Origin of the sequence: Synechococcus sp. GFB01 (assembly GCF_001039265.1) — a bacterium.
Classification (GTDB): Bacteria; Cyanobacteriota; Cyanobacteriia; order PCC-6307; family Cyanobiaceae; genus NIES-981.
Window position 1 is genome coordinate 32,664 of sequence record NZ_LFEK01000123.1, and the last position, 18,593, is coordinate 51,256.

Genomic DNA, 18,593 nt, shown 5'->3' on the forward strand with positions numbered 1-18,593 from the left:
TCGCCAGAGGCTCCGGCTCTGGTCGGGGCGCTGGATCGAAATTCTCCAGCCGTCCGACCACATGCTGAAGCTGAGCGGATCGCCATTCGCAGGTGTCTATATCGACCAGGCTGATCCAGACCGGGGCGGTGTCCCAGTGGATCCTGTCGATGCTGCCCACCATTGGACCACTTGTGGTCGTGCGCATCACCGCCACGATGTCACCGTGCATGAGGCGTCTTCTCCCAAGAGAGGTCATCGCCCCACCACGCCCATAGATTGGCAAGCCTGAGTCTGGACCAGGAGGGGACGGCAGCATTATCAAGAGTAAGGACTGTTGATAGACAAACCTCAGGGGAGGCCCTTAACTTGCAGTTGTTGGTTCGTTGCCCGCCCGTCGGTGGGAGCCCCTTTCAGGGGCGGTGCCCCGCCTCAGAGATTAACGATGGGACCTGTCAAGAAAAACCAGTTCAACTCACTAGGGGGACAGATCAAGTGGCATCATGTGCAGAGTATAGGGTCAGATTGTCCTTTCAACGTTTCTGTTCAGCGGTGGCGTCTTACGTAGTCCGCTGCAACCTGTCTTTAGCCCCTCTTATCGTCTTCGACGGCATTAAAATCGCTCACGGCAAACAAGCCCAAATACACATCGGGCAACCATGGGAATGTGGGCTGATCAATATTTGTAGGGAAGAATCGCTTGTTCGGGATGAACTGACCTTGGTAATCTGAACGACGAACATACGTAACTTCAATCACGTGTGGCAGCGCCAACTCACACAACCAGCTAACACTGCAGTATCCATTTGCATGAACATGAATAGATTGATGAGTTTCATTAATCTTCGCTAGGGCCAGGAAGATTCTTGCTAGATCTTCTGAAGTACTAGTAGGGTTGAGTCCATGGAATTCGATCACAATCTGCGAGAACTGATTGAGAACATCGCTCGGCGTCTCCTCAATCACGCTCCATTCATGACCTTCAATGTCCATTTTTAGGATTAGGTTGTTAGTTTCTTGATGGCCATTTTCAGCTACTAGGGTGCTCAGTGTTGCAAGGCCTTCGCTAGAAGGGATGCCGGCAACGCCCTGTTTAAAGAAATGGAAACGTGGGTGTTGTCTCGGCAATGCTTCTATTGTATGATCATACATGAAAACGTCTATCCCCAAGCCTGCAATATCTTCATCCCAGGACACATCATCCGAGATCCCGAAGCTGTAGGCGGCGTCGATACTCCGGATAGCAAAGTCATCTAGCATAATATAGCCGCCATCATAATCCCGCCCTACACGTCGATATCTTGCTCCCGAAATATCCATTGGGGACAAAAGCTTGATTAATCTATGGAGATTTTGATGCTTATTCGAAGATATCATTCGTTCGACATCAATCTGCGTGAACTCAAGGTATGATGCCGCCTTATCCAGTATATGCTTCTGCGCATACATCTGCTTTCGCAGCTGTTCTTGCTGATACATAATCTGTTCCTGCTGATACATAATCTTTTCCTGCCGACACGCAAGCTGTGTGACGCCCAAAAGGCGTCGGATAAAAAGGATTGGTTTAGTTGAGATGCTCTTAAGCATGTGAATAGGCGCGGCTTAGGCTAGGGAAACCCTGGAAAACCCAGCCCGGCCACGGGACAATGGTCCTGTGATCACAGGCCAGGGCTGTGGTGATGGGCGGTAAGCAGCTGGGATTTGGCGATTACGAGCAGACCACCTCCAAGAAGCGCACCAAGCGGGAGAAGTTTCTGGCTGAGATGGATGCGGTGGTGCCCTGGGGAGCCCTGATCGACCTGATAGAGCCACATTACCCCAAGACCGGCAGCAAAGGCGGCCGGCCGCCCTACCCGCTGGCCACCATGCTGCGGATCCACCTGATGCAGCAGTGGTATTCGCTCAGTGATCCAGCGATGGAGGATGCCCTGATCGAGGTGCCGACCATGCGCCGGTTCGCCGGGATCGACATGCTCAGCGACCGGATTCCCGATGAGACGACGATCCTGGCGNTTCGGCACCTGCTGGAGNNAAGCACNNAACCTCGGCGAGCAGANTTTTGAGACCGTCAAGGCCCATCTCAGGGACCGGGGCATGGCCATGAAGCAGGGGACGATCATCGACGCCACCTTGATCGCCGCGCCCAGCTCCACCAAAAACAAGGCTGGTGAGCGGGATCCGGAGATGCACCAGACCAAGAANGGGCAGCAGTGGTACCACCGCTACGCGGAAGGCTTCGCCTACGGCATGAAAATCCATGCGGGCGTGGACAAGGACTCAGGACTGATCCACTCGGTCGTCACCACTGCAGNCAACGTGCATGACCTCACCCCAGCAGCTGAGCTGCTGCACGGGGAGGAGGAGGTGGTCTACGCCGACGCTGGCTACCAGGGAATCGCCAAGCGCCCAGAGATGGCCGGCAAGTCAACGGAGTTTCGGGTGGCCATGCGTCCTGGCAAGCGCCGAGCACTGCCCAATACACCTGATGGCCGGCTGGACGATTTGGTGGAGACAGCCAAGGCCCACATCCGCGCCAAAGGTGAGCATCCATTTCGCGTGATCAAGCAGCAGTTCGGCTTTCAGAAGACCAGGCTGAGGGGCATGGTGAAGAACCGCTGCAAGGTGAATATTCTGGCTGCACTGACGAATCTGTTCCTGGCGCGGCGTCAGTTGCTTGCGACTCCGTGATCAGGGGAGTGGCGTGCCTGAAAGAGGCCATTCACGGGTGCAAGGCAGCAAAAAAGGGTCATAAGATGACCCTGGTTGGGCACAGATCAATCCCTGAGCACATCCGGAGGGGCAATCCGGCGATGTCTGATCTCAGGAGGCTCCCAAGCCCTTGTTGCTCAGAGCATCCCTAGTGAAGGTGGCGTAGATTGATGAAGACTATAAATTGGCTAGCGCTGATTAGGAGGGTGTGGCAAAGAAAGTTATGGTGGGTGTCCTTTATTGGACAGATGTAGCCACTCACTGCGTAAACCTTGGGCGGGACGAACGGGGTTTGGTCTCAGTTTAGACCTCATAGAAAACTTTTCCTCAAAGTGCGCTGTGAGGCCTTCCACTGCAGTGCCTCCACAGGAAGCGCGCCAGTCTGATTTCAGCGTCCCAGCCATCACTATAGGCATGCGGGTAGACCTCCTGGTACTTGACGGTTCTCCACAGCCGCTCCACCAGGATGTTGTCGTAGCAACGCTTCCTTGCTGACCAGCTGATCCTGATCGTATTAGCCTGCAGCTTCTGCATGCCCCATTATCTCGCTCAGATTCACTGGGGTGACTGGATTCTGGAAGGATTCAGGGGCGTATGTGGAGGGCGCGCTGGCGATCTATGCGCGACACGCTCCTAGGAGTTTGTTGCCAATAGAGCAGTGAGNCCCAGTCCACGACGAAACGTGGCTGAGGTAAACCCCAGCGGCACCGTTCATCTGCTGAGCGGGTTCATTGCGGCGGCTTTGAGTCAGCCCTGGCCGCTGTCGCCCCTCATCCCGTCGCTACTGCCAGCGCCTGCTGCTGTGACCGCCTGTACCTGATCAACTTCAGCAGGTTGTGCGTGGCAGCGATCAGGTGCCATTCACCGTCAACCTTCTCCAGGCCCCGCAACAGGAAGCGCCGCAGGCCCCGGCCTTCCTTGATCTGGCCATTCACCGGCTCCACGATGGCCTTGCGTTGGGCGTAGATCGCTGATCCCTTCTTGCTTCTGAGCTTGCGGGCCATGCGGGNTTTGACATCGGCACCCCTGGGCAACGGTCCCCGCATCGGCGGAGGGGGCTGGCCGTGCGGCAGACGGCCGGTGGCGATGTAGGCGTCAATGCCGCGGGTCTGGCAGTGGCCTGCGTTGTCCTCGCTCCAGTAGCCCGCATCCAGCGTCATCACATCCGGCAAGGCACCGGCGTTGCTGGCGATGCGCTGCAGCATGGGCTCCAGGTGCTCGACATCCGGCGGCTGGTTGCTCACGCCCACCGCCACGATCACCTGGTGGTCGCGATCGACAGCCAGCTGGCAGTTGTAGCCCTGCAGATAGGCCCCGCCTGACTGCATGAGATGGCTGTCGGGATCCGTGAAATTGCGCTGGGTCTTCTTGGTTGGTGCGCCATCAGCTTTCCTGGCCAGCCCGCGCCTGGGCATCGCGTCAGCCGCCAACGGCTCCAGATCCGGCGGTTCCAGGCCAGCGCTCTCGGCGGCCTCGAACGCCGCCTCACGGGCCGCCTTGGCCTTGGCTGCTGCCGCCTCAGCTTTCCTGGTCAGCTCGGCCTGCTCAGCAGCCGGTGCATCGGCCTCATGCGCAGCCGCCGCTTTGGCCCTGGCCTCTTCTGCTTCCTCCTGGCGCTGCCGCGCAGCCGCCGCAGCGGTTTCTGCCTCCATCTCCTTGCGGGCCTGACGGATTTTCTCGAGGCGGCCCTGCTTGTGCCTCAGCTCATCCGGCAGCTCACTGCCCAGCTTCCCCTTGCCGTAGCGCCGATCCTCCTGGGCATCCAGGATCTCGGCCTTCCGCATCAGGGCGTTGATCTCCTGCTGCAGCTGCTTCTCCGCCTTGAGCATCCGCTCGTGGCTCATGGCCTTGTGCTTGGAGGCATTGGCCTGCACCTTGGTGCCATCCAGCGCCACGTGGCCCAGGCTCACCATGCCGGCCTTCTGGCAGAGACGCAGGATCTCAACGAACAGGTCGCGCAGCGCATCGAGGTTCCGCCGCCGGAACTCGCTGATCCGGCTGTGATCGGGCTGCTGGTTGCCCGTCAACACACGGAAGGCCAGATCCTCGTAGCAGGCCCGCTCGATCTTGCGGGAGGAGACGATGCCAACGCAGTACGCGTAGAGCAGCAGCATCGTCATCATTCGCGGATCAAACCCTTTCTCCCCGCGGGATCCTTGCTCTGAGCCGGGATCAGGACCTGTGAGAGATTCAGCTCATCCACCAGATCCAGCAGGAAATACACCTGATGGTCATCTGACAGCCAGTCGCTGGGTGATGGCGGCAGCAGGGTGGTCTGCTCCGGCTGCCAGGGTCGGAATGACTTGGGCTTCTGCATGCCCCATTATCTCGCTCAGATCCACTGGGGTGACTGGATTCTGGAAGGATTCAGGGGCATCTGTGGAGGGCGCGCTGGCGATCTATGCGCGACACCCTCCTAGAGGAGTGGATCCACGTGATGCCCTACGGAAGCTCGGCCGCCAGGAACGCGCTGTTGCTGGCCTACCTGCGAATCTATAACGGGCGCAGGTGCCACATGGCCCTAGGTGGCCTCACCCCCTAGCTGCGGCTGGCTCAGCTGCAGGCAAGAACAACCTTGTGCGAAATTACAGCTAGCCATTTTCAAAAGTCTTTATTGCGGCCTGGTCATTGTAAACTGGTTGTTGCAAGTAAATTTAAAATCACTGGCAACAATATGCAGTGGTAAGCATTTCCAGGCTTGCCGGTACTATCCGATTCTAAAGTCGCCTATTAAAGGCTTCTGTTGTGGGTCGCTTATCGTGTATCGCGGGACACTCCCGTAGAATGATGCCCAGGCGCTGAATGTGCTGGGTGGGCCTATTAGGTAGTCGCAGTTTGAGAGTGTATAGAGGTCTTCCATGGGAGAGCAGTTAACCGCTATTGCATTTAAGCCATAATAGTGGATCTCAGGAATGGGCTCATTGGAAGTCAGTATAAATACTGGCGACTGCCCCTCGAGCATGTTGCGCACATTGCGTATGATGGCAGCATATTGGTCATGCGAGTAAAAGAACCGACCGTTTACGAAGAACTTGTAATCACCGCGTCGAATATGTACACCGACAATCATTGAGCCCCTTTGTCGTGCATAGTGAATGTTTCGGTCGACTGTGGATCTGATTGGAGCTACGGGTTCAAAATAATCTCGGATAGTGCGCGCATTCTTTTGTACCCAATCCTGGGTTTTCACGCGGAATAGCGGGCCAGTCAATACAATGAGATTGTTGCTTTTGGCAATTTCCCTGAAATCTTTGCTCCCAAGGTCGTATTCACCGGAGGCATTGGTCAGTGTTGTCTCGTATCCCGAGGATATGAATGCCATTTTTAGACTTCTCGCCAGGAAGCTGTCCGGATGCCTAAGCATGGTCAGCGCTTTATGTATTAACTTTCTCGCTATCTTGCGCCCCAGAGGAGTTGGTGAAATTAGAGATTGCTGCGGTCCTGGAAAGCGGCAGAGGATATCGTTGCGCGTCCCGATAAAGTATTTCGCATATTCTTCAAAGAATGGGTTGACCACCTGATGATTTAGTTCGATTGAAGCCGCAATTATATCTCGATATACGAAAAGCCTGTTGCAAAGATTATTTGCCTTGTCTCCGACGATTATCATTTATCCACCATCTCGGCGATAGAGTGAGCTGTTGCATCCAGATACGCATGCCCCCAATGGAGGTCGGGTTCAAGGTGATTGCCTTCTGCCCACTCGTTCCAAGCGTTGATGAATACGATCGGTTCGGGAAGGCGGTTAAAGGTGGCTTTGTCCCTAAGCACCGAGTTGAGCCAGTGGGCATAGCCCTGGGGTGTGGAACCGTGCAGGATGGTTGCCCCGCCGTTGCGTCGGCGGGCTGTGTTGTCCCAGGAGGGCACAACGCAGGGGAAGCGGGGATAGTTCACTGGGGGGCGTGCCAGCATGGCGGCAACCGCTTCAGGGTAGGAGAACACGTGGTTGGTGCCGAACGGATGAGGGCTGGCCACGCCGAGCGTGTTGAGCAGTGTCCAGCGGCGTGGTGGCTTTAGTGGTCGGGGAGCGATCCCCAGTCGGGTTGGAAGTCCAGCGCGGCATCGAAACCATCGGGCTCAGGGTGGCGCGCGCGTTCTACGGGGAAGCTCTCGACCTTAACCAGATAAAGGCCCTCTAGGCCGTTGGCCTGGGCCTGATCACGCCAGAGGGCCGTGGTGGCGCGGGGATCTGGCAGCTCCGAGCTGCGGTAGACGAGAAACAGGGGCTTGTTGTGGATGCGGATATAGCGTGGGTCGTGGAAATAGGGAAGCAGGGCCTGGATGTGGTTCTGGTCGTCGGCTGGTGAGTACTGCTGGCCGATGAGCACTTCCTGGTCCTGGCCGTCCCAGCGGCGGGTCCAGTTTTCGTTTGCCCAGCAGAGGCAGAAGGGAAAATCAGGTTGGCCTGTCCTCAGAATCTCGGAGACAGGTCGCTCCAGCAGTTGCTTTCCAGTGAACCAGTAGTGGTAGTAGCAGAAGCCATCGATGCCATACTGGCGGGCTAGATCAGCCTGATGCTGGCGTACTTCTGCTAGCCGCAAATCGTAGTAACCAAGGTCAGCCGGGTGATGCGGCTGGTAGTGGCCTGGGAAAAGCGGTTTTGCCCTGGTTACGTTTCGCCATTCGGTGAACCCTGCTCCCCACCACTTATCGTTTTCAGCGATGGGGTGGAATTGGGGGAGATAAAGGCAGATGGCTCTCATTGATTACAGGGCGTAAAAGGTGATCTGTTTTCTATTCAGGGAAAATCCTAGGAGGTCGATTCATTGGCCAAGGAAACTAGATGCGCTTCCAACATCTCTTGTGCCCTTGCAATCCCCCAATGTTTGATGACGTGCTGCCGGGCTTGCAGGCCAAATGTATAGGCATACGACAGATCTCCAGTGAACTCTTTTATCGCAGCCCCAAGTTCATGGGGGGAGCAGCTCGACACAAGAACTCCATTGACGCCATCCTGAATAGTTTCCCGTACACCCCCTTCAGCCACGCCAACCACTGCTGTACCACAGGCATTGGCTTCAAGTGGTGCATAGCCAAACGGCTCAAGCAAGGGTGTATAAAGCATTACAGCGGCCGATTGCAACAACTTGGTAAGAGTTTCTTCTGAAACTCCTACCATTATCTCAAGGTTCACAGAATATTTGCGTGCCTTTTCGCGAAGAAGGGCTTCGTAGGCATGGTCAGAGAAGTTGCCAATCCAAACTAGCGTTGGACGCACATCAGCATCTATGGTTCCGAGGGCTTCGATAGCGAGCTCAATCCGCTTAAGTGGGTATACACCTCCTAGGCCAATAACGTAGCACTCCTTGGGGTGGGAGCCTTCAGTAAAATGAGATGTGTCTATGCCAAGATAGCAGACTTGTGCATCCAATCCGTACGCTCTTGTTACGCTCTCTCTGCTGAAGAGTGAGTTTACTAGTAGGCGATCAAAGGCTTGAGCGTTTACAAGCTCTTCTCTGGCTTGAACTCGAAGAGCATAGGTGCTGAAATGATCCTTCAATATGGCCTTTGCAGATGCCAGTGAAAATCGCTGATCTTTAGGATCTATCGCAATCCACGGCAGCCGGGGCAGTGCCTCGTAGAGCCATCGATAGGGCTCTTGAAGATAGAGCAATGAAGGAGCCTCAACGTATCTCCCAATAGGAGTATTGTAGAGGAGGCTGGAGGAGTTTGCGAATACTACATCAAAGCCGCCCGCATTAATCTCAGCGGCGCAATCTCTGCAGTGTTTATCTAAAGCACTTAAATTTGCAAATACATTGTCGTGACTTCCAAAAATGCTCCGGAGCTTCCAGCGNCTTGGCAGTGGTCTATGGCTGAGGTCTATGATATGGTGCTTGGCCAACGAGCGAAGCGATAGGTAATCAATGTCAGCTGAGGGAGGGCACCAAATCTCGACATGGTGCCCTCTAGCTACTAGGCCCTGAATGTGGCCAAAGAGTGCGCGCTTTGCCCCACCAGACAGCAAATTGTGCCAAACTGCAATTCGTAACTTCTGTTTATCCATCTTAGGTTCTGATTTCTTGCCACGTTAGCGCTCTGCTATTTTAACTCATGGCCAAGACCGCACTTATCCTTGGAGTGACAGGGCAAGACGGCGCCTACCTGGCACGATTGTTACTGAGCAAGGGATATCGAGTGGTTGGCACCAGCCGTGATGCGCTGATGGCAAGCACCAGCAGGCTTGAGCGTCTCGGGGTGCGAGAGCAGGTGGAGATCTTGTCGCTAGCACCGAACGATTTTCGCAGTGTGCTCAAGGTTGTTAGCAGCGTGGAGCCGCAGGAGATCTACAACTTGTCTGGCCAGACAAGTGTAGGTCTATCTTTCGAGCAGCCGGTGGAGTGCATGGAATCGATCTCTGGGGGTACGCTGAACCTCTTGGAGGTGATTCGCTTCCTGCAGGCCCCAGTACGGCTGTTCAACGCCGGTAGCTCAGAATGTTTTGGGGACACAGGCAAAGAGCCTGCCAACGAGCAAACTCCCTTCAGACCCCGCAGCCCATATGGGGTCGCCAAGGCCACAGCGTTTTGGCAGGTTGTTAACTATCGTGAGGCTTATGGTCTCTTCGCCTGTACCGGTATACTGGGCAACCATGAATCACCGTTGCGTCCCAACAGGTTTGTCACCCAAAAGATCATTCAGGGTGTGAAGGCGATCGCCGAAGGACGGCAGGAGGTGTTGAAACTTGGCAACTTAGACGTGTGGAGGGACTGGGGATGGGCACCAGATTATGTAGAAGCGATGCATCAGATGCTATTGGCGGAGCAAGCAGACGACTACATCATTGCCTCTGGAACAACTTGCTCACTGCGGCAATTTGTTAAGGCTTCGTTTGCTGCGGCCGGTATTGATGCTGAGGGGAGGTTGCAGCTCTCTAGCCTGCTGATGCGACCCTCTGATCTCACGTATTCAGCTTTGGACCCCACCAAGATCAATGAGAAGCTAGAGTGGAAGTCTAGCCGTAGCCTTGACGAGATTGTTCTGCTTATGCATACAGATGCTCTTTAGGTCTGCCGTCGGTCGCTCATTGGACTATCCTTTTTAGGTCGCAGATGACACGAGGTTTTATCAAGTTGACTTGTTCAAATTCCATTGTAGCATCAACAGCAAGGAGTGTGTCGCATGTTGACTGATTCCAGCCGCAGGCGCACTGGAGTCATCCTCAGCGTGTTTGACAAGGCTGGAGTTCGTTCTGACTTGAGTGTCCTCAGGCCATCACTATCGATGCCATGAACAACTTGAGGATGTTGTGAATTGAGGCCATCTACGCCCACATCCTGTTCACCTTCTCCAAGCCATGCAACAGGAGCCGATCCAGCCCTCCGGACCCGCTGAACTGGCCAAACACCGGCTCGACTACCCTTCTGCGCGGGGCGTAGATCGCCTGGCTGACCTTGGATCGGAACATGCGATCCCGGCCTCTGGCATCGGGATCCTTCGGCGCCCTGCCTCGGTGACTGTCAGGAAAGATGACGCCCCTGCTGCTGATCAGGCGGCCATCACCAACGTAGCTGGATTGATCTCGGTTTCATGTGGCGGCGGATTGATCCAGACCACCTCCGGTTGACGCCAGCACCTGGTTGATCGTGACCATCGCCTTGGATTTCGCTGGCGAGCTTGTTCGTAGACGACAGCGCGATGGCGGCAGACCTCAACCGCATCACCGTTGTGGCGCTGATGAGGTGTCACGATCTTGATCCCGCTGTGGCGGTGCTGGTGGTTGTACCAGGCAACGAACGCGGCGACCCACTGACAGGTCTGGTCTTTGGAGGCAAAGGGTTTGCNGGGGTAATCAGGTCGGTATTTCACTGTCCTGAACAGCGATTCGGAGTAGGGGTTGTCGTTGGACACCCTTGGCCTGGAGAAAGACCTGAGCACGCCCAGTTCTTCCAGGCGACTCTCCAGCGTGGCGGCGCGCATGGCGTTGCCGTTATCCGCGTGGAGAATCANGGGCTGTTTCCTGCCCTTGCTGATCCGCTCTCTCAGGCAAGCCCTACTCACCAGATCGGCGGCACTGGCTGGATCCTCACGCTCATCCACATCCCAGGCCACGACCTTTCGGCTCCAGACGTCGATCACCAGGTAGAGGTACAGCCACACGCCGCGCACGGTGGTGGGGAGATAGGTGATGTCCCAACTCCACACCTGATTCGCTCCTGAGGCCCTGAGCCGTGGCACAGNCCTGGGCTCCTGTGGTGGCCGCGCTCGATCGCGCCGGTGGGCCTGGCCGTGAGCATGGAGCACCCGGTAAAAACTGCTCTCTGAGCCGATATAAATCCCCTGATCCGCCAGGGCTGGCACGATCTGCCCCGGTGGCAGTGAGGCGTACTCCGCCTGGTTGCAGGTGAGCAGGATGCGTTGGCGCTCCTCTTCGCTCAGCTTTTGCGAGACCAGGCGGTGACTCTCCTTGCGGCGATCGTGGCCGTCACCATCACCCAGAGATACCTTGCGCCAGCGTTTGAACGTGCGCAAGCTGATGCCGATCTCGCCGCAGGCGCTGACCAGGCCAGCACCCGCGGCATGGGCCTCGCTGATCAACTCCATCGCCTTGCGCCGGTGAGCGGCGCTGGTCAGCCTTCCGCGTCCTCCGAGCAGAAGGCCTCCCACTTTTTTCGCAGCACCAGCAAGGCCGCCATCTCCGCCATGGCCTTCTCCTTGCGCTGCAGTTCCTTCTTGAGGGCCTTGATCTCTCGCTGGTCCTAGGCACGGAGCTTTTCCAGCTCCTTCTGCTCTTTCAAGGTGAGCACTGGATTCTCGTTGGCATCCTGGGCGGCCTGACGCCAACGTTCCACCTGCTCCGGATACAGCCCCCGCTCCCGGCAGTAGGCACTCAGCTCGGTGGCGTTCAACCCGGCGGTCTCCAGCACCACCGTGAATTTGTCAGCCGCACTCCAGNCCTCGGGTTCCCTCTCGGATGCCGGCACCACCTCTCCCTGCAACCTCCAAGCCTTCCTCCAGTTGTAGAGGGTGACCACGTGAATGCCCAGCTCGGCTGAGATCTGGGCCACGCTCTGGCGGTGTGGCGGACTCATCCGCCTTCTCACATCAGCTTTGACGGCTTCGCTGTAGCGACGCATTGGTCATGTCCTCAAGCCCCCAGGTGTACTGATCAGAGGGGTGACATCTTTCCTGAAACCGGGGGGTGGAGCGGCTCCAGCGGCGGGGTTGACGCTGACGGGCCTGCTCGTAGACGCGGGCACGGTGGCGGCAGATTTCCTCGGCCTGACCGCTATGGCGCTGTTGAGGCGTCACGAACCGGATGGCACTGTGGCGGTGCCGGTGGTTGTACTAGTTGTTCTGTCTCAGCAGGTTGCTCAGTGACAAGGGTGTGAGGCCGCTAGAGCTTGAGGTGCGACCCACCAANCCAGGCCTCACGCACCCATGCAGAGCCACTCCAATGCACGTCTTACCTAGAAGGGCCCCCTCCAGCTGGTGATCCAGCACTTGGAGAACGGCCGCAGCCTGGCCGAGCTGGCCGCTGAGAGCTTGATCAGCCTCCGCTGCGCTTACCGCTGGCTGCCCCGCTCCCGTTCAGGCGGTCCATACTCTCTGGCGGATCGAAGGAGTATCCGCAGACTAACCTAGCAAGAGACAACACCTAGGATTCCTACTTGATACCATCCTTGGATTTAGGCTAATGCGAAACCGAAGAATCTGCGATAAAGATAAAGCCCTAGTCTTGTAGAAATTGCCTTGAGTGCCACTCTAATTATCACAATCTTGGCAAGTGAGTGAGCCTTTCTGGTTTCAAGGCTTGCTTGATCAAGAGCTGTATAGTGGTTAAGCGAGAATAGTTTTGCTTCAATGTTACTCCTCGCCGCCTTTGAGTCATTCTTTGATAATGTGTAAGCAAACCTTGNAAAAGTTAAGGAGAGGGTAGAACCAGTGAGCCAGTCTGCTCCTAAACATGCTATATCTAGATTCACTGTAACTCATTCCGTTATCTGAAAATATAGTTAGCGCGTCAGGAGACCTAAGTATGTCTCCTCTTTGGGCTAAGAAACAAATGAATATCCAGTCGCCTGCAAGGCATTCTAAGAGTTCGAAGTTAAAGTCATCGCATAATTCTCTGTGCATTAAGGAGTAGAAAAGAGCATTCGAGTGAAAGGAATTGTCAATAAACTGCTTTAATCTTTCAGATTTCGAGCCCGCTAGCGTAAAAGTGTTGATTTGGTTGCGCCCAATAAACTTGTCAAAGCTTGTTGCGGCCACGCATGATTTGTGCGATTCAAGTAGTTTCACGCATTCACCTNNAAAAATTGGGTGAACGCCAGTCATCTGCGGCTGCCCACATGAAATACTTGCCCCTGCTCAAACTCAACACATATTCAAAATTCTTATAGGCTCCGATGTTGCGCGGTTGCCTAAAGTAACGTATCCTCGAGTCTTTGGCCATGTATTCTTTAATTATCTCTGGCGTTCGGTCTGTCGAATGGTTGTCTGATATGTGTATCTCAAAGTCAGTGAACTCTTGCTCCAGTATTGAGTCAAGTGCGTAACTAATTGTGTACTCGCCGTTNNAAAACGGGCATACCTATGCTAACTACTGGCATGCTTTGGTTCATGCTAATCGTGTGGTGCTGTACTTATTTCTATTGTGGCAACCGTTTAAGAAAACCATGCGGTGCGACGCTGATTAGCAACTTGTTATCAATATTCTTATTGATCTCAAACTCGGAATGGTTCTTCAGCCACTGATGCACGGCTGTTTTGGGGTTGTTCCCAACATCCCACGGGCGGTCGGGAAATGAACCTTCTGATAAGTCTTCGATAACGGTATCATATACAATGCAGTAGCTACCGATCGACACAAGATCGGCGTAAGCATCAAGCTCGGCTAGAACATGGTCGTGCGTATGATTGGAATCTAAACAGACCAATACACGCTCTGCGCCCCCGGCATGACAACGCACTTGCTTGATGATTTCAGAGTCGATTGAAGATCCTTGAATTAGCTCCAACTTGAACCGAAGAGGATGTTCGTTGAGGGCTTTCCGGTTGTGTGGCCTGATTTCGATGTCCACGCCAACGACTTTGCGGTGTGACTGGCGGGGGTCCAGCCCTTCCATTATATCGAGAAGGCACAACAGGGAAGCTGAAAGCACAAGGGAGCCGCCGTGAGCGATGCCAGTCTCAAGAATCACATCCGGCTTTACATCNAAAAACAATCTCTTGGAAGGCAACAACATCCTGGGGGTACTGGATGATGGGCCTCCCAAGCCAGGTAAAGTTGTAGGAATAACGCAACTCATGGCTTCGTGCAAAGAATTCTCCAGCAGGCTTGGTGATGGTTGGATCAGATGCCTGCGTATTCGCTCTCTCAATTGCTTGCTCAAAGTGCGCCTGGATTGGGTCGTTACTCATTGTTCAATCTGTTGGGAGCGGTGAAGACCCTGAAGCTTCTCCATATTAGCCCAGAAGGCCAATGGCTCATCAGTTCGATCTGGACGGGCTCCTCTCTTGAGCTGAATACATCCGCCATGGGCTACAACAGCTTCCTCGACCATTTCGAAGACTGAGCGGGGCATTCCTGTGCCTCCATTGTAGACGCCAAATGCATCCTGATGAGTTGCTAATGTCAGCAGCTGCTCGGCTACGTCTTCAACTGGAATGAAATCCCGAAGCTGGCGACCAGAGCCCATTGGAAATACCTTGTCTCCATTCTCCAGAGCCTTATGAAGGGAAGGTACAAGTGACTTTGGGTTCTGCCCTTGTCCATAAGGATNNAAAAATCCTAAGCCAGCACCACTCCACTTTGTGTTCGTCGCATCGATTAGCAATTACTCGGCGTAGGCTGTCCTTGGCAATAGCGTAGCAATTGGCGGGGTCAGTGAGTTGATCTTCCTTTAACCCGCCGTTCTGCAGGNCATATTCATAACAAGTACCAGCGGCCACAAGGCGTTGCAGGCCGGCTGCCAACAATCGCTCTACCAGTTCAATACAGGCCGGCAAATTATGGGTCACATGAAAGGGCTTTTGATAATTGGGAAGGCCAGGCCAGCTCAGTAGTATGACGTGGGTAGGCTGATGGCTAAGTAGTTTCTGCCAGCTGGATGGATTTAACAGGTCGAAGTGGTGATCATGATCGGAAGAGCGGTGGCTCCAGCAATGCAATGGCAGATTATAGGCTTGCCGTTGAACAGCGCTGCCAATGAAGCCTCCACTTCCTAGCAAATGGATTGTTGTCACTTATTGAGNAAAAGCAATCACAATTCATTGATTGGACGCATTCGCCGCAGCTCGGGAATCGCCGTCACCAGTTCAATGTCCGCAAGCTGATGGCTGATCTCGTCGATCAGATTCCAGGGCAGTACCAGCAGGGCCTCGGCTTCCTCTATGGCGAGTTGTTCGGGGCTGATCACAGGGATGTGGCTGCCTGGCAGCATCTTGCCCTGCTTGCTGGAAGCACGGTCGGCCACGGCGGGCAGTAGATCGGCACGGATGCCGGCGTAGTTCAGCAGTGTGTTGCCCTTGGCGGCTGCCCCATAGCCCAGGATGCGCCGCCCATCTCGTCGGGCATGAAGCAGAAACTCCAGCAACTCGTGCTTCGCCGCTTCGGCTCGCACCTGGAACCCGGTGTACGCTGTCAGCGTTTCAAGTCCTGCGGCTGATTCGTTCGCAAGCACTGCCGAAACCGGCGTTGAGGNCTCAGNCGTGCCAATGTGGGCCAGCCACACCCGGANGCTGCCGCCATGGTGGGTAGCTCCTCAACATCCACCACTTCAAGGCCAACTGAGCCAGCGATCCGCTGCACGGTACGCAGACTCAGGTAGCTGTAGTGCTCATGATAGATCGTGTCGAACTGGTTGCCGGCCAGCAGCCGAAGTAGGTGGGGAAACTCGATCGAGGCGCGGCCAGTTGGCTTGAGCAGCTTGGCGATCCCAGCCACGAAGTCGTTGATATCCGGCACATGTGCCAGCACGTTGTTGGCGACCACTAGATCCGCTCCCCCTTCCGCAGGGCTTCCAGCGCCGATCAGGTCCTCCGCCAGCGCCACCCCGAAGAAGCGCTGGATCGTTTCGATTCCCCTTGCTCGTGCCGCTTCCGCCGTTGCCTGGGTTGGCTCGATCCCGAGGTGGGGGATGGAACGCTGTTTCACGAATTGCAGAAGATAGCCGTCGTTGGAGGCCAGTTCCACCACTCGGCTCTCGGGACCCAGGCCAAGCCTGTCAACCGCCGCGGCGACAAACCGTTCGGCATGGGAGCACCAGCTGTTTGATGTGCTGGAAAAGTAGGCGTAGTCAGCGGAGAACAGCTCTTCTGCCGCCGCATGGGCGGGCAGCTGTACCAGCCAGCAGCTGGTGCAGATAAAGACCCTGAGTGGATAGGTGATCTCTGGCAGCGCCAGCTGATCCTGTGTGAGGTAAGCGTTGCTGGGCGGCTGGTGGCCTAGATCGATCACTGGATGCTTCAGTGTTGATTGGCAGTGCCTGCAGGGGTAAGTCATCGGCAACTGCTTAACGACGTTGGCAGATGGGGCAGGTCCCGATCGCGGTCGCTCAGTTCGGTCACGACCAAAGGCCAGGCGATGGCTAGCTGGGGATCGTCATGGCGCACGCCCGTTTCCGCCTCCGGCACCCAGGATCCGGAATGCAGATAAAGTAGCTCACTGCCTGCTTCCAATACCTGAAAGCCATGGGCGCAGCCTCCGGGATCAGGAGGGCATTACACCGCTCAGGGCTGAGCTCAATGGCCTGCCATTTGCCATAGGTTGCGGAACCGCGGCGCAGATCCACCGCTACGTCCCAGACCTTTCCCTTCAGGCAGCGCACTAGCTTGGCTTCGCTGTGGGGCGCGGCCTGCAGATGCAGCCCCCGGACTGTGCCGACGGTCTGGGAGCTGCTGAGGTTCACCTGACCAATGCCTCGAGCGCCCCAGGATCGAACGAACGCGCTTTCATCGGCTCGGAAGAGATTGAGAAAGGAACCGCGGCGGTCGATGCAGGGATGTCCCTGCATTTCGTATACGCCTTTGATGGTTGTGTGGTGGAGCTCAAAAGGCAAGCGATTAATCCTGCTCGAAGGCTTTCAGATCAGCCATACAGCAATCTAGTGGGGTCGCTCCATTGTGCACGGCCCTATACCAGCCCACTGTTCGCGCAACCGTGGTAGAGAAATCCCAGCGGGGCAGCCAGCCGAGTTGGTGATGGGCCTTGTCAACCTGCAGGTGAAGCCGGCCGGCCTCATGGGGTCCCTTGGGATCTGAGACACTCTGCCAATGACCGGGCCAGTGGAGCAACACGGCCTGTACCAGATCCCGGACCGAGCGGTTGGCCTCCAGTGAGGGCCCGAAGTTGAAGGCACTGGCATAGGCAGCGCTGCCAGTGAATAGTTTCTCGGCCAGCAGCATGTAGCCCGCAAGCGGTTCGAGCACATGCTGCCAGGGTCGGGTCGACTCGGACCGCCGCACTGGGATCGGGCCTCCCGTCGCCAGGGCTCGCATCGCATCGGGCAAGATCCGGTCCTCCGCCCAGTCGCCACCTCCGATCACGTTGCCGGCTCTCGCCGTGGCGATGGCTAGATGTGGAGTCTGTTGGGCTCCCGTGCCGCAGAAGCTTGCGCGCCAGCTGGCAATGGCCAACTCCGCAGCAGCCTTGCTGGCACTGTAGGGGTCGTGACCGCCAAGGCGGTCGGCCTCCCGGTAGCCATAATCCCACTCCTGGTTGGCGTACACCTTGTCTGTGGTCACCATCACAACGGCGCAGGGGTGCTGCAGCGGCTTCAGCGCCTCAAGGAGGTGCAGGCTCCCCTGCAAGTTGACGGCCCAGGTGCCTAGCGGGTCTTGATAGCTGCGGCGAACCAGTGGCTGGGCCGCCAGATGCAGCACCACCTCTGGCTCGGCTTCCGCCACTTGTCGCTGCAGAGCATCCAGATCGCGCAGATCCCCAAGGCGATGGTGAAGACGGCCCCAATCGGCATTGCCAGTGGCTTCATCCAGCTTCAGCTCGGTAAACAGCGAGCGACCCGCTTCCGGAGCCAGCGCATAGCCCCATATCTCGGCGCCCAGGCTGAGCAGCCAGAGCGTGAGCCAGCTGCCCTTGAAGCCGGTTTGGCCGGTGAGCAGCACCCGTCGGCCGCGCCAGAATTGAGCATCCATGCTCACCAGACCTTCCAAGGAGCCTGCCCAGCGGCCCATAGCTCCTCCAACCGTGTTCGATCCCGCTGGGTATCCATCGGCTGCCAGAAGCCTTGATGCCGGTAGCGCTCAGCTGGCCAGCCGCCGCCAGTTGGGGCAGCACATCACTCTCCCAGCTGGTGTGGTCGCCTGCGATGCGTTCCAGCACTGCAGGCTCCAGCACAAAGAAACCGCCGTTGATCCAGGCGTTGTCGCCATCGGGCTTCTCTTGAAATTGCTGCACAGCCTCTCCATCCAGGTGCAGCGCGCCATAGCGCCCCGGTGGTTGCACCGCCGTGAGTGTGGCCTGGCGGCCCTCCCGCCGGTGATGCGCGATCAGGGAGCCGATGTCAACATCAGCCACCCCATCCCCATAGGTGAAGCAGAAACACCTGCCATTGAGAAGGGGCGAACGCGGGCCAGGCGACCACCGGTCTGGCTGAGTTCGCCCGTGTCGACCAAGGTTACCTTCCAGGGCTCGCTCTTGCGCTGGTGCACCTCCATGTGATTATCGATGTCCATATGGAAGGTGATATCACTGGTATGCAGAAAGTAGTTGGCGAAATACTCCTTGATCATAAATCCCTTATAACCGCAGCAGATGATGAATTCATTGATGCCGTAGTGACTGTAGATCTTGAGTATGTGCCAAAGGATCGGCTTGCCGCCTACCTCTACCATGGGCTTGGGCTTGAGATGTGTTTCTTCGCTGAGACGGGTGCCAAATCCTCCTGCTAAAATTACGGCTTTCATGGTGTTAGGTGCTTCGTTGCAAATGATCAAAAGGCCGT

At 56.2% G+C, this 18,593-nt stretch carries 20 protein-coding genes and 5 pseudogenes; 5 read left to right on the top strand and 20 right to left on the bottom strand.

Annotated elements, in window-relative coordinates:
- Nucleotides 1–564: 564 nt before the first annotated feature.
- Complete coding sequence (locus SYNGFB01_RS14450) at nucleotides 565–1,479, bottom strand: FkbM family methyltransferase (RefSeq protein ID WP_161795897.1); 915 nt, start codon at nucleotides 1,477–1,479, stop codon at nucleotides 565–567.
- Nucleotides 1,480–1,658: 179 nt separating this feature from the next.
- On the opposite strand from SYNGFB01_RS14450, the pseudogene SYNGFB01_RS11980 reads away from it, so the two are divergent.
- Nucleotides 1,659–2,667 (top strand): annotated as a pseudogene (locus SYNGFB01_RS11980) (IS5 family transposase).
- A gap of 348 nt (nucleotides 2,668–3,015) precedes the next feature.
- On the opposite strand, the gene SYNGFB01_RS15975 reads toward SYNGFB01_RS11980, so the two are convergent.
- From SYNGFB01_RS15975 to SYNGFB01_RS12685, 3 genes are all read right to left on the bottom strand, one after another.
- Nucleotides 3,016–3,222 carry an integrase core domain-containing protein gene (locus SYNGFB01_RS15975; RefSeq protein WP_048018215.1) on the bottom strand — a complete coding sequence of 69 codons (207 nt, stop codon included), beginning with the start codon at nucleotides 3,220–3,222 and terminating at the stop codon, nucleotides 3,016–3,018.
- 236 nt (nucleotides 3,223–3,458) lie between these two features.
- Nucleotides 3,459–4,808 carry a transposase gene (locus SYNGFB01_RS11990; RefSeq protein ID WP_053068483.1) on the bottom strand — a complete coding sequence of 450 codons (1,350 nt, stop codon included), beginning with the start codon at nucleotides 4,806–4,808 and terminating at the stop codon, nucleotides 3,459–3,461.
- Complete coding sequence (locus tag SYNGFB01_RS12685) at nucleotides 4,808–5,005, bottom strand: hypothetical protein (protein WP_053068484.1); 198 nt, start codon at nucleotides 5,003–5,005, stop codon at nucleotides 4,808–4,810. Before SYNGFB01_RS12685 ends, SYNGFB01_RS11990 begins: the two co-directional genes overlap by 1 nt.
- Nucleotides 5,006–5,089: 84 nt before the next feature.
- Here SYNGFB01_RS12685 and SYNGFB01_RS13485 point away from each other — a divergent pair, with 84 nt between their 5' ends.
- Nucleotides 5,090–5,230, top strand: a complete 141-nt coding sequence (locus SYNGFB01_RS13485; RefSeq protein WP_082326020.1) for an integrase core domain-containing protein — start codon at nucleotides 5,090–5,092, stop codon at nucleotides 5,228–5,230.
- Nucleotides 5,231–5,395: 165 nt separating this feature from the next.
- On the opposite strand, the gene SYNGFB01_RS13490 is transcribed toward SYNGFB01_RS13485, so the two are convergent.
- From SYNGFB01_RS13490 to SYNGFB01_RS13495, 4 genes are all read right to left on the bottom strand, one after another.
- A complete protein-coding gene (locus SYNGFB01_RS13490) occupies nucleotides 5,396–6,205 on the bottom strand; it encodes an alpha-1,2-fucosyltransferase (protein ID WP_235300151.1) in 810 nt (269 codons plus the stop codon).
- 89 nt (nucleotides 6,206–6,294) lie between these two features.
- Nucleotides 6,295–6,663: a glycoside hydrolase family 99-like domain-containing protein gene (locus SYNGFB01_RS15980; RefSeq protein WP_082326022.1), complete on the bottom strand. Its 369-nt coding sequence runs from the start codon at nucleotides 6,661–6,663 to the stop codon at nucleotides 6,295–6,297.
- 38 nt (nucleotides 6,664–6,701) lie between these two features.
- Complete coding sequence (locus SYNGFB01_RS15985) at nucleotides 6,702–7,391, bottom strand: glycoside hydrolase family 99-like domain-containing protein (protein ID WP_082326023.1); 690 nt, start codon at nucleotides 7,389–7,391, stop codon at nucleotides 6,702–6,704.
- A 47-nt stretch (nucleotides 7,392–7,438) separates the two neighbouring features.
- Nucleotides 7,439–8,533, bottom strand: a complete 1,095-nt coding sequence (locus tag SYNGFB01_RS13495) for a glycosyltransferase family 4 protein (protein WP_161795898.1) — start codon at nucleotides 8,531–8,533, stop codon at nucleotides 7,439–7,441.
- A 209-nt stretch (nucleotides 8,534–8,742) separates the two neighbouring features.
- Here SYNGFB01_RS13495 and SYNGFB01_RS12000 point away from each other — a divergent pair, with 209 nt between their 5' ends.
- On the top strand, nucleotides 8,743–9,696 hold the full coding sequence (locus tag SYNGFB01_RS12000) for a GDP-mannose 4,6-dehydratase (protein ID WP_048018216.1): 954 nt from the start codon (nucleotides 8,743–8,745) through the stop codon (nucleotides 9,694–9,696).
- 480 nt (nucleotides 9,697–10,176) lie between these two features.
- Here the strand turns inward: SYNGFB01_RS12000 and SYNGFB01_RS12005 are convergent, their stop codons facing one another.
- Entirely contained in the window at nucleotides 10,177–11,232 is a 1,056-nt protein-coding gene (locus SYNGFB01_RS12005; RefSeq protein ID WP_082326024.1) for an IS3 family transposase, read from the bottom strand.
- Between the two features lie 155 nt (nucleotides 11,233–11,387).
- A complete protein-coding gene (locus SYNGFB01_RS15760; protein WP_235300152.1) occupies nucleotides 11,388–11,720 on the bottom strand; it encodes a helix-turn-helix domain-containing protein in 333 nt (110 codons plus the stop codon).
- Nucleotides 11,721–12,120: 400 nt separating this feature from the next.
- Here SYNGFB01_RS15760 and SYNGFB01_RS16545 point away from each other — a divergent pair, with 400 nt between their 5' ends.
- Nucleotides 12,121–12,273: a helix-turn-helix domain-containing protein gene (locus tag SYNGFB01_RS16545; RefSeq protein ID WP_161795899.1), complete on the top strand. Its 153-nt coding sequence runs from the start codon at nucleotides 12,121–12,123 to the stop codon at nucleotides 12,271–12,273.
- A 661-nt stretch (nucleotides 12,274–12,934) separates the two neighbouring features.
- Here the strand turns inward: SYNGFB01_RS16545 and SYNGFB01_RS16550 are convergent.
- The 3 genes and pseudogenes from SYNGFB01_RS16550 to SYNGFB01_RS16555 all read right to left on the bottom strand — a co-directional run.
- A pseudogene (locus SYNGFB01_RS16550) lies at nucleotides 12,935–13,204 on the bottom strand (glycosyltransferase family 2 protein); the annotation flags it as partial.
- Nucleotides 13,205–13,280: 76 nt separating this feature from the next.
- Nucleotides 13,281–13,877 (bottom strand): cephalosporin hydroxylase family protein, encoded by a 597-nt coding sequence (locus tag SYNGFB01_RS13510; RefSeq protein WP_235300153.1) that lies wholly within the window; start codon nucleotides 13,875–13,877, stop codon nucleotides 13,281–13,283.
- The gene (locus tag SYNGFB01_RS16555) at nucleotides 13,822–14,052 is read right to left on the bottom strand and encodes a CmcI family methyltransferase (protein WP_369795561.1); all 231 of its coding nucleotides are present in this window, start codon (nucleotides 14,050–14,052) and stop codon (nucleotides 13,822–13,824) included. The genes SYNGFB01_RS13510 and SYNGFB01_RS16555 overlap by 56 nt, the downstream gene beginning before the upstream one ends.
- Between SYNGFB01_RS16555 and SYNGFB01_RS15765 the strand changes: the two genes are divergently transcribed.
- Entirely contained in the window at nucleotides 13,989–14,207 is a 219-nt protein-coding gene (locus SYNGFB01_RS15765) for a hypothetical protein (protein ID WP_235300154.1), read from the top strand. The genes SYNGFB01_RS16555 and SYNGFB01_RS15765 overlap by 64 nt on opposite strands.
- A gap of 33 nt (nucleotides 14,208–14,240) precedes the next feature.
- On the opposite strand, the pseudogene SYNGFB01_RS16560 reads toward SYNGFB01_RS15765, so the two are convergent.
- The 7 genes and pseudogenes from SYNGFB01_RS16560 to rfbF form a co-directional block, all read right to left on the bottom strand.
- Nucleotides 14,241–14,468 (bottom strand): annotated as a pseudogene (locus SYNGFB01_RS16560) (NAD-dependent epimerase/dehydratase family protein); the annotation flags it as partial.
- Entirely contained in the window at nucleotides 14,362–14,877 is a 516-nt protein-coding gene (locus SYNGFB01_RS16565) for an NAD-dependent epimerase/dehydratase family protein (RefSeq protein WP_082326029.1), read from the bottom strand. The gene SYNGFB01_RS16565 and the pseudogene SYNGFB01_RS16560, both read right to left, overlap by 107 nt.
- Nucleotides 14,878–14,894: 17 nt before the next feature.
- A complete protein-coding gene (locus SYNGFB01_RS15770; protein ID WP_235300155.1) occupies nucleotides 14,895–15,365 on the bottom strand; it encodes a methyltransferase C-terminal domain-containing protein in 471 nt (156 codons plus the stop codon).
- Entirely contained in the window at nucleotides 15,275–16,090 is an 816-nt protein-coding gene (locus SYNGFB01_RS15775; protein WP_235300156.1) for a methyltransferase domain-containing protein, read from the bottom strand. The genes SYNGFB01_RS15770 and SYNGFB01_RS15775 overlap by 91 nt, the downstream gene beginning before the upstream one ends.
- A 41-nt stretch (nucleotides 16,091–16,131) precedes the next feature.
- Nucleotides 16,132–16,691, bottom strand: a pseudogene (locus SYNGFB01_RS12020) (dTDP-4-dehydrorhamnose 3,5-epimerase family protein).
- A 4-nt stretch (nucleotides 16,692–16,695) separates the two neighbouring features.
- Complete coding sequence (gene rfbG / locus SYNGFB01_RS12025; RefSeq protein WP_048018242.1) at nucleotides 16,696–17,784, bottom strand: CDP-glucose 4,6-dehydratase; 1,089 nt, start codon at nucleotides 17,782–17,784, stop codon at nucleotides 16,696–16,698.
- Between the two features lie 2 nt (nucleotides 17,785–17,786).
- Nucleotides 17,787–18,555 (bottom strand): annotated as a pseudogene (rfbF, locus tag SYNGFB01_RS12030) (glucose-1-phosphate cytidylyltransferase).
- Nucleotides 18,556–18,593: the final 38 nt, after the last annotated feature.

What these genes read in the sequence shown, in the direction of transcription:
- SYNGFB01_RS12685 (WP_053068484.1), bottom strand. Translation starts at nt 5,005, where the DNA reads ATGCAGAAGCCCAAGTCATTCCGACCCTGGCAGCCGGAGCAGACCACC.
- SYNGFB01_RS15765 (WP_235300154.1), top strand. Translation starts at nt 13,989, where the DNA reads ATGCCTGCGTATTCGCTCTCTCAATTGCTTGCTCAAAGTGCGCCTGGA.
- SYNGFB01_RS15985 (WP_082326023.1), bottom strand. Translation starts at nt 7,391, where the DNA reads ATGAGAGCCATCTGCCTTTATCTCCCCCAATTCCACCCCATCGCTGAA.
- SYNGFB01_RS14450 (WP_161795897.1), bottom strand. Translation starts at nt 1,479, where the DNA reads ATGTATCAGCAGGAACAGATTATGTATCAGCAAGAACAGCTGCGAAAG.
- rfbG (WP_048018242.1), bottom strand. Translation starts at nt 17,784, where the DNA reads ATGGATGCTCAATTCTGGCGCGGCCGACGGGTGCTGCTCACCGGCCAA.
- SYNGFB01_RS12000 (WP_048018216.1), top strand. Translation starts at nt 8,743, where the DNA reads ATGGCCAAGACCGCACTTATCCTTGGAGTGACAGGGCAAGACGGCGCC.
- SYNGFB01_RS13485 (WP_082326020.1), top strand. Translation starts at nt 5,090, where the DNA reads ATGCGCGACACCCTCCTAGAGGAGTGGATCCACGTGATGCCCTACGGA.
- SYNGFB01_RS15975 (WP_048018215.1), bottom strand. Translation starts at nt 3,222, where the DNA reads ATGCAGAAGCTGCAGGCTAATACGATCAGGATCAGCTGGTCAGCAAGG.